The 13,176-nt window shown below is 56.8% G+C and carries 10 protein-coding genes; all 10 read right to left on the reverse strand.

The window, feature by feature from the left end; all coding sequences use genetic code 11:
* Nucleotides 1-15: 15 nt before the first annotated feature.
* Nucleotides 16-1,455: a TrkH family potassium uptake protein gene (locus tag DXA66_RS07725; RefSeq protein WP_118527993.1), complete on the reverse strand. Its 1,440-nt coding sequence runs from the start codon at nucleotides 1,453-1,455 to the stop codon at nucleotides 16-18.
* Nucleotides 1,456-1,467: 12 nt separating this feature from the next.
* Nucleotides 1,468-2,838: a Trk system potassium transporter TrkA gene (gene trkA / locus DXA66_RS07730; protein WP_118527995.1), complete on the reverse strand. Its 1,371-nt coding sequence runs from the start codon at nucleotides 2,836-2,838 to the stop codon at nucleotides 1,468-1,470.
* A 168-nt stretch (nucleotides 2,839-3,006) separates the two neighbouring features.
* The gene (locus DXA66_RS07735) at nucleotides 3,007-4,326 is read right to left on the reverse strand and encodes a thymidine phosphorylase (RefSeq protein ID WP_118527997.1); all 1,320 of its coding nucleotides are present in this window, start codon (nucleotides 4,324-4,326) and stop codon (nucleotides 3,007-3,009) included.
* A 172-nt stretch (nucleotides 4,327-4,498) separates the two neighbouring features.
* A complete protein-coding gene (locus tag DXA66_RS07740) occupies nucleotides 4,499-5,416 on the reverse strand; it encodes an ABC transporter permease (protein WP_118527999.1) in 918 nt (305 codons plus the stop codon).
* 1 nt (nucleotide 5,417) lies between these two features.
* Nucleotides 5,418-6,587, reverse strand: coding sequence for an ABC transporter permease (locus tag DXA66_RS07745; RefSeq protein ID WP_118528001.1), 1,170 nt, complete (start codon nucleotides 6,585-6,587; stop codon nucleotides 5,418-5,420).
* A gap of 3 nt (nucleotides 6,588-6,590) precedes the next feature.
* Entirely contained in the window at nucleotides 6,591-8,105 is a 1,515-nt protein-coding gene (locus tag DXA66_RS07750; protein ID WP_158576349.1) for an ABC transporter ATP-binding protein, read from the reverse strand.
* A gap of 295 nt (nucleotides 8,106-8,400) precedes the next feature.
* Nucleotides 8,401-9,576, reverse strand: a complete 1,176-nt coding sequence (locus DXA66_RS07755; RefSeq protein ID WP_118528005.1) for a BMP family protein — start codon at nucleotides 9,574-9,576, stop codon at nucleotides 8,401-8,403.
* Between the two features lie 280 nt (nucleotides 9,577-9,856).
* On the reverse strand, nucleotides 9,857-10,303 hold the full coding sequence (locus DXA66_RS07760) for a cytidine deaminase (RefSeq protein ID WP_005940064.1): 447 nt from the start codon (nucleotides 10,301-10,303) through the stop codon (nucleotides 9,857-9,859).
* A gap of 90 nt (nucleotides 10,304-10,393) precedes the next feature.
* Entirely contained in the window at nucleotides 10,394-11,113 is a 720-nt protein-coding gene (gene deoD, locus DXA66_RS07765) for a purine-nucleoside phosphorylase (protein ID WP_118528007.1), read from the reverse strand.
* 78 nt (nucleotides 11,114-11,191) lie between these two features.
* Complete coding sequence (locus tag DXA66_RS07770; protein WP_243089056.1) at nucleotides 11,192-13,075, reverse strand: M23 family metallopeptidase; 1,884 nt, start codon at nucleotides 13,073-13,075, stop codon at nucleotides 11,192-11,194.
* Between the last annotated feature and the right edge of the window lie 101 nt (nucleotides 13,076-13,176).

Here is a 13,176-nt window from a genome sequence, read left to right on the forward strand (position 1 = left end):
TTTTATAATTGCTTTTTAGAATCTGCGCCATGTATCCGGCAGGAACAGCACCAGCATCGGGAAGATCTCCAGACGGCCGGCCAGCATATCAAAGATCATCACCAGCTTTGCGGGGTTCGTAAAGCTGCCAAAGTTCATCATGGGGCCTACCTGCGCAAGGCCCGGGCCGATGTTGTTCAAAGTAGCTGCAATGGCTGTGAAGTTCGTCACCATATCAAAGCCATCCAGACTGATGAGCAGGAAGGAGACCACGAAGATGAAGAAATACGCGCCCATAAACACATTGGTGGTGCGGATGGTCTCGTGGTTCAGCAGCTTGCCGTCCATGCGGACGGGGGCCACCACCTGTGGGTGCAGCGCCTGCTTGAGCTCCTTGCCAAGGGTCTTGCCCAGAATGAGGATGCGGCTCACCTTGATGCCGCCGCCGGTGCTGCCCGCGCAGGCACCAATGAACATGAGCACCACCAGAATTTCTTTGGAGAGGGTGGGCCACAGGTCAAAATCACAGCTGGAAAAACCGGTAGTGGTGATGATGGAACCCACCTGAAAGGCTGCCTGACGCACCGCTTCGCCAAAGCTGTTATAAAGGCTGTAGATATTGGCCGTGATAATGCCAATTGCCACCAGAATAATGGCGAAGTAGCCGCGCACCTCCTCGCTGATGACGCGGTTGAATTTACGCAGCAGCAGCAGGAAGTAGGCATTGAAGTTGACACCGAACAGGATCATGAAGATAGTCACGACCCACTGGATGTAGGGAGAAAAGCTGGTAAAGCTGTCGTTCTTGAAGCCGAAGCCGCCGGTGCCCGCCGTGCCGAAGGCCGTGAGCATGGACTCAAACAGCGGCATGCCGCCCAGCATCAGGAATACCAGCTCCAGCACGGTGAGTGCAAAATAGATGCCGTACAGGATCTTTGCGGTAGACTGCACCTTGGGCACCAGCTTATCCACCTGCGGACCGGGGCTTTCTGCCTTCATCAGGTTGACGTGGGAGCCGCCGGTCAGGGGCAGCAGCGAGAGCAGGAACACCAGAACGCCCATGCCGCCGATCCAGTGGGTGAAGCTGCGCCAGAACAGAATGCCCTTGGGCAGATCCTCTACCCCGGGCAGGATGCTGGCACCGGTGGTGGTAAAGCCGGACACCGTCTCAAACAGGGCATCCACCGGGTTCGGGATGCAGCCCGTCACCACAAACGGAACGGCGCCCACGATGGAAATGACGATCCAGCTCAGCGAGGTAGCAGCAAAGCCCTCCCGCATATAGAACATCTTGCTTTTAGGCTTGATGCCGCGTAGGGCGTAGCCGATGGCGGCGCTGACTGCCGCCGTGATCAGAAACACGCCCAGCACGAACCATTCGCCGTAGATCCAGCTGGCCGCTGCGGGCAGCAGCAGCAGTGCACCCTCGATCAGCATGACATAGCCCAGCAGACGGAAAACGATCGCATAATTCATAGTCTGCCTCCGTCAACCCTCTGCGCCCTTGTCCAGAATATCGCGCAGGTCATGCAGACCATGCTCCAGCGTGACCACGATCACGTTGTCGCCCACCTGGATCTGGTCGCCGCCGCGCGGGATCAAAATCTGATGGCCGCGGGTGATGCAGCACAGCAGCAGATTCTTTTTCAGGTGCAGCTGGCTCAGGGGGACACCGGTGGCAGCGCTTTCCTCGTGGACGGTAAATTCCAGCGCTTCCACGCGGTCGTCCAGAATGCGGTACAGCGTCTTGATGTTGCTGCCCGCTTCGTTCTGCAGTGCACGCACATACTGCACGATGTAATCGCAGGTCATGTACTTGGGGTAGACCACGCTGCCCAGATCCAGACCGGCCAGAATATCATCAAATTCCAGACGGTTGACTTTGGTGACCAGCTTGCCGTTGGAGTGCTTTTTGGCAAACAGGGTCAGCAGCACATTCTCCTCGTCGATGTTGGTCAGGGCCACAAAAGCCTCTGTGGACTCCATGCCCTCCGAGAGCAGGAATTCGCGGTTGGAGCCGTCCTCGTTCAGGATCTGTGCGCCGGGCAGCTGCTCGGCCAGCTCCATGCAGCGGGCAGGGTCGCGCTCCACGATGCGCACACGCACGTGGTTTTCCAGCAGCTCCTGGCTCAGATAGAAGGCGATGGCACCGCCGCCCACGATGAAGGCATTGCGCACCGGACGCACCGGCAGGTGGATGCGCTGGAAGAACTCGTGGGCCTTTTCCTGTGTTGCAAGGAAGGTGACCTGATCGCCGTTCTGCAGTACAAAGTTACCGTTCGGAATGATCACGCCGCCGCTGCGCTCCACTGCACACACCAGAATGTCGCTCTTCAGACGGGTGGGAATCTCGCGGATGGCCACGCCATCCAGCCCTTGCTCTGCAGTGAGTGCAAACTTGATCAGCCGCACACGGCCGTCTGCAAAGGTGTCGATCTTGCTTGCACCCGGGAAGCGCAGCAGATGGGAGATCTCCTTTGCTGCAGCCATTTCCGGATTGATGATGGCCGAAATGCCGATCTGCTTTTTGATAAAGTCCAGCTCATGACTGTAGGACGGGTTGCGCACACGGGCAATTGCATGGCAGTGGCCCGCCTTTTTGGCAAACATGCAGCACAGCAGGTTCAGCTCATCCGAACCGGTCACGGCAATGAACACATCCGCGTCTTCAATGCCGGCCTCTGCCAGCGTGGTGATCGAGGAACCGTTGCCCACGATGCCCAGCACATCGTAGCTTTCAGTCAGGTGCTCCACACGCGCTTTGTTGGTATCCACAATGGTCACATTATGGTCTTCCTCACTGAGCTGCCGCGCCAGCGCAGTACCAACCTTGCCGCCGCCCACCAGAATGATCTTCATAACAAGTCCTTTCTCTTTCCGCGTCCCTTCTGCCGGGACAGCACAAATCCATCATAGTATACCATATCTCCTGCCAAAGTTCCACTGTTTTCCACGTTATGCAACAAAAACCTGCCAAATGACGCAAAAAAGCCCCGGGAGATACCGTCCCGGAAGCTTTTATTTCATTTAATAGCGCGCCACGCCGTCCTTCGTTACAAGGGCATACACCAGCGGGGCTTCCTCCGGCTTCTCAGGGCCGTATCCAAGGCCGCTGCGGTACTCGGCGGCGGCAGCTTCAAACTTATCGGCTGCGCCGTAGAAGGTGGCAAGGCTCTCGCCCTTCTTTACGTAGTCGCCGCGCTTTTTATGCAGGGTGATGCCGGCGGCAAAATCCAGCGGGTCGCCCTTTTTCTGTCGGCCCGCACCCAGCAGCACGCTGGCAGAGCCAATCTTCTCGGCATCGTTCGCCACAATGTAACCGTCCTGCTCTGCCAGCAGCTCAAAGCTTGCCGCAGGCTTCTCGAACAGGCTGTAATCGTCCAGCACGCGGGTATCGCCGCCCTGAGCCGCAAACATCTCCTTGCACTTTGCAAAGGCAGAGCCATCGGCGATCACCGCCTCGGCCATGGCGCGGCACTCGGCAGGAGTGCCCTTATCGGCCAGCACCAGCATGTTCGCCGCCAGCTGCAGGCAGACCTCGGTCAGGTCGGCGGGGCCATGGCCCTTGAGCACATCCATGCTCTCCATCACTTCCAGACTGTTGCCGATGTTATGGCCCAGCGGGGTGTCCATATCGGTGATCATGGCGGCAACGCGGCGGCCATGGTGGGTGCCAATGGATACCATCAGCTTGGCCAGCTCAATGCTCTGGTCTACCGTTTTCATAAAAGCTCCGGTGCCGGTGGTCACATCCAGCAGGATGGCATCCGAGCCGGAAGCCAGTTTCTTGGACATGATGCTGGATGCGATGAGTGGGATGCAGCTGACGGTTGCGGTCACATCCCGCAGGGCATACATTTTTTTATCTGCAATGGCAATGCCCTCGCTCTGGCCAATGACCGACAGACCGATCCTGTTCACCTGCGCAAAGAACTCCTCCTGCGAGAGGGCGGTTCTGGTGCCGGGCACGCTCTCCATCTTATCGATGGTACCGCCGGTATGGCCAAGGCCCCGGCCGCTCATCTTGGCGATCTTCACGCCGCAGGCCGCCACGATGGGGGCAATGACCAGCGTGGTCTTGTCACCCACGCCGCCGGTGGAGTGCTTGTCCACCTTGATGCCCGGAATGGGCGAAAGATCCACCATCACACCGCTGTGAGCCATCACATCGGTCAGCTCTGCGGTCTCTTCATCAGTCATGCCGCGCAGATAGACAGCCATCATCCATGCAGCCATCTGGTAATCAGTCACTTCTCCGCTGACATAGCCATTGACGATCTGCTCCAGCTCCTCACGGCTGTGCGTACCGCCATCACGCTTTTTTGCGATCAGATCATAAACGCGCATCGTATCACGCTCCTCGTTTTTTTCAATAGTACGACATTATAAGATATAGTATAGCAAAATTCCAAACAAAAGCAAGTATCATTCTGTAAACTTTGCCCAATTTCAAACCAAAAAGGGCGCAGCCGCCCGGAAAAGCAGCTGCGCCCTTGTTTTGGGATCACGAGTCGTCGTTTTAGCGGGATCCCTTGTCGTAGGGGATGCCCTCTGCCTTGGGTGCCATGCTGTTCTTGGAGGTAAACGCCAGAATGATCATGGACGCCACGAACGGCATCATGTTGTAGATGTTGCTGGACCAGTGCAGTTGTGCCAGGAAGGTGGAGTCTGCAATGTTTGCCAGACTCTTGAACACAGCAAAGAACATGGCTGCGCCAAAGATGTTGAAGGGCTTCCACTGGCCAAAAATCATAACAGCCATGGCAAGGAAGCCTGCGCCGGCCACACCCACCTCAAAGTTCCAGGTCTGCACCGGGGGCACGATGTAGGCCATACCGCCGATCGCGCCCAGTGCACCGGAAATGACAACACCGGCATAGCGCATCTTGTAGACATTGATGCCCACAGAGTCCGCTGCCTGCGGATGCTCGCCGCAGGCACGCAGGCGCAGGCCAAAGCGGGTCTTGTACAGCACCACATAGCTGATGATCAGCAGAATGATGCCCAGCGGCACAAAAATGCTCAGTTCCAGCCCGCCGATGCTGAACAGGAAAGGCTTGTTGGAGTAGTTCAGCTTTGCACTGCCGCTCTCGCTGAAATACTTTGCAATGACCACCGCAATAGCAGTAGCCAGCAGGTTCAGGGCTGTGCCGCCAATGGTCTGATCCGCCTTCAGGTTGATGGAGGCAAAGGCCAGCAGCAGACTGTACACCATACCGGCCAGTGCCGCCACCAGAACAGAGATCAGCACCACGAGGAAGACCGGCATACTGGAGGGCAGCATGGTCAGGGTGAGAACACCTGCCACACCGCCAATGACCATGATACCTTCCAGTGCAATGTTGATGATGCCGGAGTGCTCGCTGAACATACCGCCCAGTGCCACCAGCATCAGAACGATGCCATACAGCAGTGTATATTTGATCAGAAGCAGCATATCACTTGCCCTCCTTTTCGGTTGCAGATTTTGCAGGAGCAGCAGGCTCTGCGTTCACATTGGTCTTGTCGGCATTCCTGAACAGCAGTGCGTGGATCTTGCCGCGGAACAGCATGGAGAATGCGCACAGGTAGATGATGATGCCGCTGATCAGGTCCGAGATCTCAGTGGGGTAATACTTGGTGGAAAGGAAGGAGCCGCCCACCGAGATATGGGAAATGAAGATCGCCGAGAAAATGGTGCCAATGGGGTTGGAGCTTGCCAGCAGTGCAACGGAAATGCCGTTGAAGCCCATTGTCGGCAGGCTGGTGGAGTTCAGCGGGTTCCACTGGGACACATTGGACAGATAGTACAGGCCCGCACCAAAACCGGCCAGCGCACCGGCAATGGCCATGGAGAGGATGATGTTCTTCTTCTCGTTGATGCCGGCGTAGCGGGCAGCGCTCTTGTTCAGGCCCACAGCCTTGAGCTCGTAGCCGAAGGTGGTCTTGTTCAGCACCACCCAGATCAGAACTGCCACTGCTGCCGCCAGGAAGATGGCGATGGTGGTGCTGTTGGTCTGGAACAGCTTGTTCAGGCCGAAATCCGGGATGATGGACTGAGCGTAATCGGCGTTCTTGCTGATGTTGATGGTACGGGTGTTGCGCACATCGTACATGGGGCCGGTGCCGTTCTGGTAAATGAGCTCATTGACCAGATACAGGCCGATCCAGTTGAACATGATGGAGGTAATGACCTCGTTGATGTTGAAGTAGGCCTTGAAGAAGCCGGGGATTGCACCCCAGATGCCGCCCAGAATGGTGGCTGCGATCAGACAGACGAACCACGGCAGCTTGAGCATGATGGCGCAGTACAGAGCGCCGTAAGCGCCCAGCGTATACTGACCCGCCGCACCGATGTTGAACAGGCCGGTCTTGAAGGCAAAGGCCACGGACAGACCGGTCATAATGAGGGGAGCCGCATTTGCCAGTTCCTTGCCGACACCGTAGGGCGCGTCATGGAAGCCGCCCTTCAGGATGCGCACAAAGCCGTCACCCCATGCGTGGGCCGGGTTGATGGCCAGCAGCACCAGAAAACCGACCACAAGGCCAATCAGGATGCACAGCAGAGCAGCCAGCACACTGGTGATGGAGCTGTTCAGACTGCTGTGGGAAAGTTTTTTCTTATTCATGTGTTATTTGCTCTCCTTTCCCTGCTTGCGTGCGCCTGCCATATACAGGCCCAGCTCCTGCACGGTGGTGGTCTTGGGGTCAAATTCGCCCACGACCTCGCCCTCGTACATCACAAGGATGCGGTCGGACAGGTTCATCACCTCGTCCAGCTCCAGACTGACCAGCAGCACAGCCGTGCCCTTATCGCGCTCGGCCACGATCTGACGGTGGATGTATTCAATTGCACCAACGTCCAGACCGCGAGTGGGCTGGACTGCCACCAAGAGCTTCGGGTCCTTATCGATCTCACGGGCAATGATGGCCTTCTGCTGGTTGCCGCCGGACATACTGCGCACGGTGGTCACACTGCCCTGACCGCTGCGCACATCGTACTGGGCAATGAGCTTATCGGAATATTCGCGCACCTTATCGCTGCGGATAAAGCCGCCCTTCTGGAATTCGGGCTGCCAGTAGCGCTGCAGCACCATGTTGTTTTCCAGACTGTAGTCCAGCACAAGGCCGTGCTTGTGGCGGTCCTCCGGGATATGGCTCATGCCGTCCTTGGAGCGCTGACGGATGGACTCGTTGGTGATGTCCTTGCCGTCCAGCGTGATCTTGCCGCTGCTGATCTTTTCCAGACCAGTCAGGCCGTAGACGAACTCGGTCTGACCGTTGCCCTCGATACCGGCAAGACAGACGATCTCACCGGCGTGCACCTGAAAAGAGACATTCCGGACTGCATCCTTCTTGTGCTGGGCGTTGTGCATGGTAACGTTTTCCACATCCAGCACCACTTCGCCGGGGTTGGCAGGCTTTTTGTCCACCTGCAGCTGCACATCACGGCCAACCATCATGCGGGAAAGCTCTTCCTTGGTGGTATCCTTGATGTCCACGGTACCCATGCATTTGCCCTTGCGCAGAACTGTGCAGCGGTCTGCCACAGCCATGATCTCGTTGAGCTTGTGGGTAATGAACAGGATGGACTTGCCTTCCTTCTTGAACCCGCGCATGATCTCCATCAGTTCGTCGATCTCCTGCGGGGTCAGCACTGCGGTAGGCTCGTCGAAGATCAGGATCTCGTTGTCGCGGTACAGCATCTTCAGGATCTCAACGCGCTGCTGCATACCAACAGAGATATCGCTGATCAGTGCATCCGGGTCCACGCGCAGGCCGTACTTTTCGCTCAGGGCCATCACCTTTTTGCGTGCCTCGGCCTTCTGCAAAAAGCCCATCTTGTTGGGTTCCACGCCCAGAATGATGTTGTCCAGCACGCTGAAGCATTCCACCAGCTTGAAGTGCTGGTGCACCATGCCGATGCCCAGTGCGTTTGCATCATTGGGGTTGCGGATAGCAACCTCCTTGCCGTTTTTGCGGATCTGACCAGCTTCCGGCTGGTACAGGCCAAACAGCACGCTCATCAGTGTACTTTTGCCGGCGCCGTTCTCGCCCAGCAGGGCATGTACCTCGCCTTTGCGCAGCTGCAGGGTGATATCGTCGTTTGCTTTGATCCCAGGAAACTCCTTGGTAATGTGGAGCATTTCGATCACAAAATCCTCTGCCAATCTGCTCACTCTCCTTTCGTGTCGTTTCGACACCGATACTTCTTTAAGATTCATTATACCTGATTTGCGGCAATTTGCACATGTCTTTTTTGCTTTTTGGCAGAAAGCACAGACAATAGTATTACTTTTGTACTCTTTTCACGAAGAGTACGCTGCATTTTTCCCGCATTACGCCAATAGAAGACAGAAAAAAGCGGGACACCCCGTTACAGGATGCCCCGCTTTGAAAAGAACTATCGATCGTCCGCAGGCAGGCCTGCCGGACAACAGCTTACTGGATGTAGTTGACAGTGGTGAACTCGCTGACGGTGGGCTTGGTAGCGTCGTCGGAGCTGTTATCAACAGTGATCTCGCCGCTCTTGATCTTGCCCTTGACTTCCTCGTACTCGTCGGTGGTGAAGGACTCGAAGTTCCAGCTGTCTGCATCGGTGGGCAGGCCGACATAATCGCCGTCCTCCAGACCGAAGTTGCCGTTGGAAGCTGCGATGTCGCCCCAGCTTCCGGCCTCGATATCAGCCAGAGCAGTGTTGACAGCCTCGGACAGGCCCTTCATAGCGGAGGTGATGAACGGGTTGTAAGCGTAGGTGCCATCAGCAACGCCGTTTGCACCGATGTAGTTCTGGTCAACGTCAACACCGATGACGTAGCCGTTGTTCTTCAGAGCAGCCTCAACAGCGGAGGTGTAGATGCCGCCGCCGCAGGCAAAGACGACCTGAGTGCCGTTGGAGTACCAGCCCTCCATACGGGAGGTGATGTTTGCATCACCGTAGAACTGGCCGCCGTAGAAGTAGTTGATCTCGATGTTCTGGCCCAGCTCAGCAGCAGCGGCATCAGCACCCTGCACGAAGCCGTAGCCGTAACGGATAACAGCGGGAACAGCCATGCCGCCCAGGAAGCCCAGCTTGGTCTTGCCGTCCTTTGCGATGGCGTAGCCTGCCAGATAGCCTGCCTGCTCCTCTTTGAAGGTGATGCAGTAGCAGTTGGCGGGGATGGCATCGGTGCCGATATCGCCCTGCGTCACATCGATGGCGATGAACTTGACATCGGGATACTGGTCAGCAGCCCATGCCAGAGAAGCGCCGTACAGGTAGCCGACGCAGACGATCACATCAGCGCCGTCGTTGACAGCCTGACGGATCATGGTCTCGCGGTCCTCATCGGAAGCGTCAGCCTCGGGAATGTAGTACTGGCAGTCATCGCCCATGTAGCCGGAAACAGCAGTCCAGCATGCCTGGTTGAAGCTCTCATCATCGATCGTGCCGGTATCGCAGGTCAGAGCGACCTTAACGATCTTCTCACCGCCCTCAGCAGCAGAGGAAGCAGTAGAAGCAGCAGCGGAAGAAGCGGTGCTGGTAGAAGAAGCGGAAGAACCGCCGCAGGCGGTCAGAGCAGCGGCAGCGGCAGCAGCACCAGCCACAGCCAGAAAGTTACGACGAGAAATCTTCATAAGAAACTCTCCTTTATTTTAAAAAATCGCGTCAAACAAATAAAATGCGCAGAACTGCACATTTACTGGCTCAAGTATAACGGCAAGCCGTGTCAGATGCAAGCAAATTCCGATTACAAAATCTTTACAATAATTTTGTAAGTTTTTATCAAAAGTAGTATTTATGCACAAATTTGCCGTAGTTCCGGCCATTTTCCGTGCACTCCCTGTGTTTTGGCACACAATGCACGCATTGCCGTTACTTTATTGTCCTGTAGTGCAGCTCTGTGTTTTTATCCCGTTACTTCACGGCACGGTTGCCCGCCACATTGGAGGGGCCAAAGCCGAAGGGCAGCAGTTCGTCCATGCTGCGCTCGATAAAGTCTTCCGGTGTCTTTGCCATGATAACATTCAGTTCCGGCCCGCCGAATTCAAACAGAGCCTGTCGGCACACCCCGCAGGGAGAAGTAATCTGCTCGTTCACCTCGCCGCGGCGGCTGCCCACCACAGCAATGTCGGTGAACTCGGTCACGCCCTCGGCCACCGCCTTGAACAGAGCCGTGCGCTCTGCACAGCTGGTGGGGGTAAAGGCAGCGTTCTCCACGTTGCAGCCGGTAAAAATGCGGCCATCCTTGGCGCGCAGGGCAGCGCCCACCATAAAATCGCTGTAGGGCACATAGGCTTTTTCCCGTGCAGCCAGTGCCATGCGGATGAGCTCCTTCTTTTCTTCCAGGGTCAGGTTTGTCATATCCGTCACTCCTTTTTTGGTTTTCAGCGGTCGAAAACAGCGCGGCAAGCCCTTTTGCAGGCAAACCGCGCTGAAATACGTTTTTAACGCTTAGTATTCTGCACCCAGTGCTACCTTCATCATATCGGTAAAGCTCTTCTGGCGCTGTTCTGCCGTGGTGATCTCCGGCGAAACAAAGCTGTCGGAAATGGTCAGCAGGCAGGCAGCGTTCTTGCCCAGCACCTGTGCATTGGCAAACAGGGCAAAGCTCTCCATCTCCACGCACAGGCAGCCGCGCTCGTCGCGCAGCTTTTCCCAGTAGGTGGGCTTTGCATCGGAGGGCTGACGGTAGAACACATCCGAAGAGTGGATGTTTCCCTCGATGAGGGGGATGCCCTGCTTTGCGGCAGAAGCGCGCAGCTTGTCGTTCAGGCTCTGGCTGGGCAGCGTGATGTCCCCTTCAAAGCCGCTCTGCACACGGGCATAGTTGCTTTCACTCACAGCACCGGCGGCCAGCACCACGTCAAACAGCTTGGCCTTGTCGGTATAGCTGCCGGCAGAGCCAATGCGGACGATGTTCTCTACATCGTAGAACTTGAACAGCTCATAGGAATAAATGCCGATGGAAGGCATACCCATGCCGCTGCCCATCACGCTGATGGGACGGCCCTCGTAAGTGCCGGTAAAGCCTAGCATGCCGCGCACGCCGGTCACCTGACGGACATCCTTGAGGAAGGTGTCCGCAATGAATTTTGCACGCAGAGGATCGCCCGGCATCAGGACGGTCTTTGCAAAATCGCCTTTTTCAGCACTGATGTGAGGGGTAGACATAAGATCATCTCTCCTTTTCTGTTACATAATACAGCAGATGGGCTTTCTCCGGAGAAAAAGCCCTCTGCAAACTTACCTTTACCTATACTTTCTGCGGTTGAACACATTCTGCGGCGCGATGTAGCTGCCGTTGCGGCGGATCTCAAAGTGGCAGTGGTTGCCGCTGGAGCGTCCGGTGCTGCCCACATAGCCGATCAGCTGGCCCTGCTTGACCGACTGACCAGAGTGCACCGCCAGCGACAGACAGTGCGCATACACCGTGGTGTAGCCGCTGCCGTGGCTGATGATGATGGAGTAGCCATAACCCGTACCGGCACCGGCCTTGTTGTAGCCGGCCTTGGTCACGGTGCCGCCCGCCGATGCGTAGATGGGCGTACCGGCAGCCGCACAGATATCCACACCCTTGTGGCTGCCGCCGTACCAGCGCGAGCAGTTCCGGTAGCCGGGCACCGGCCAGATGAACTGACCGCTGCCGGTGATGTAGCTGGTGCTGCTGGTCACCTTTTTGGTGCCCTTCACAATCTTTTCCGTGACAGGCTCCTGCACCACTTCCGTGCTCAGGATCTTCTGGGAAAGCTGGATGCCATCGGTGTTATAAACACGCTGCGCCGTGATCTGACGCAGGCCGTTCACACCGTTCTGCACCGTTTTCTTGGTACCCACCGTGTACTCGTTGGAGGTGGTGGTCTCGGTGGTATAGGGAATCTCCTCCTGCCAGGTCTCCACCTTGGTGATGCGCACTTCCAGCGTAGCTTCCTGCTTGGTCACGATCAGCTCATCACCGGCCTGAATGTTAGATTTCTCGTTCAGGGGCGCGCCCTTGAAATTGGTATTCAGTTCGCACAGCTCACGGAAGGTGAGGTCGTTTTTCTGGGCGATGCTCCATAGCGTGTCGCCTGCGCCCACTGTGTAGATCTTTTCCTGCTGCTGCACACCGGAAAGTTCCTTTTCCACATCCGCTTCGTCCTGAAAGCTGTCGTTGAAGTAGATGCCGTTTTCCATCGTGACTTCCTTGTTGAAGCCCACGGTCACGTTGGAGTTCTCAGGGTCCTCATAGGGTTCCAGCAGGCTGCTCAGGTAGCTCTGCAGGCTGACACCATCGCTGCACACTGCGGTCAACTCACCATCCAGATACAGGGCCGTGCCCTCGCTGATCTCGTCGCTGGCGCTCTTCAGGATCGCGTCCGCCATCTCGTTTTCATCCATGGTCTTGTGGGCCACAGTAACGGTGTAGGTAGGCTCCACGGTCCACTTTGCATGGTCGGTGTCTGCGTAGTTGATACGCTCCTGAACCGCCTCGCGGGCTGAGTTGAACACATCCTCATTGGCCACATAGCCGACGGTCTGGCCGTTCACCTGCACCTCCAGCGCATAAGGCTGGCGGACGGTATGGTTGAACACGGTCACCATAACGGCCAGTGCGCACACCGGCAGCACATACATGGCCATGCGCGGCAGTGTTTTCAGGTTGCGGCGCACGCCGCTGGTCAGGTAATGTACGCTGGCTTTGCAGGCTGCGGCAAAGCCTTTTTCTTTCCGCACCCGTTGGGCGTGCACCAGCAGCGAACCGCAGCCCCGGAAGAACAGCCAGATCGGGCCGAACAGGTCCCGGAACATCTGCGCTGCCCCCGGGAACGCCATTGCCGCAGCATTTGCCAGCAGCGTCGTAAATGCCTGCCACAGCCACAGCCAGCCGCTGCGCAGGCCGCGCCCAACGCGGACGAATACATACTCTGTAGAATAGCCCAGTGCATACAGCGTCTCCCCGATGACTGGCACGGCAGAATTCTGGGCAAGCTTTCTGCCAAAATCATTCACATGATTCTGGGTTTTACGGCGCAGCCGGTGCCGGTGCAAAAGCCCCATGCATTGCAGCTGTGCCCAAAGGGAGCGCAGCCTCTGGCCGCGTTTCGGTTTTACCGGTGAAGCGGGCTGCTGCTCCTTTGTCTTGTCTTCGATCAAAAGGTTTTTCTCCTTCCTTGCCGCCAATGCACACACGGTGCCGGGATAAGACGGCGGCGGTCTTGGGTGCACATGCCCTTTCCAGCAGGCTCATGCACGCA

The sequence above is a fragment of the Faecalibacterium sp. OF03-6AC genome, assembly GCF_003478175.1.
GTDB classification, from domain to species: domain Bacteria; phylum Bacillota; class Clostridia; order Oscillospirales; family Ruminococcaceae; genus Faecalibacterium; species Faecalibacterium taiwanense.

What these genes read in the sequence shown, in the direction of transcription:
- DXA66_RS07745 (WP_118528001.1), bottom strand. Translation starts at nt 6,587, where the DNA reads ATGAATAAGAAAAAACTTTCCCACAGCAGTCTGAACAGCTCCATCACC.
- deoD (WP_118528007.1), bottom strand. Translation starts at nt 11,113, where the DNA reads ATGTCTACCCCTCACATCAGTGCTGAAAAAGGCGATTTTGCAAAGACC.
- DXA66_RS07740 (WP_118527999.1), bottom strand. Translation starts at nt 5,416, where the DNA reads ATGCTGCTTCTGATCAAATATACACTGCTGTATGGCATCGTTCTGATG.
- trkA (WP_118527995.1), bottom strand. Translation starts at nt 2,838, where the DNA reads ATGAAGATCATTCTGGTGGGCGGCGGCAAGGTTGGTACTGCGCTGGCG.
- DXA66_RS07755 (WP_118528005.1), bottom strand. Translation starts at nt 9,576, where the DNA reads ATGAAGATTTCTCGTCGTAACTTTCTGGCTGTGGCTGGTGCTGCTGCC.
- DXA66_RS07735 (WP_118527997.1), bottom strand. Translation starts at nt 4,326, where the DNA reads ATGCGCGTTTATGATCTGATCGCAAAAAAGCGTGATGGCGGTACGCAC.
- DXA66_RS07725 (WP_118527993.1), bottom strand. Translation starts at nt 1,455, where the DNA reads ATGAATTATGCGATCGTTTTCCGTCTGCTGGGCTATGTCATGCTGATC.
- DXA66_RS07750 (WP_158576349.1), bottom strand. Translation starts at nt 8,105, where the DNA reads ATGCTCCACATTACCAAGGAGTTTCCTGGGATCAAAGCAAACGACGAT.
- DXA66_RS07760 (WP_005940064.1), bottom strand. Translation starts at nt 10,303, where the DNA reads ATGACAAACCTGACCCTGGAAGAAAAGAAGGAGCTCATCCGCATGGCA.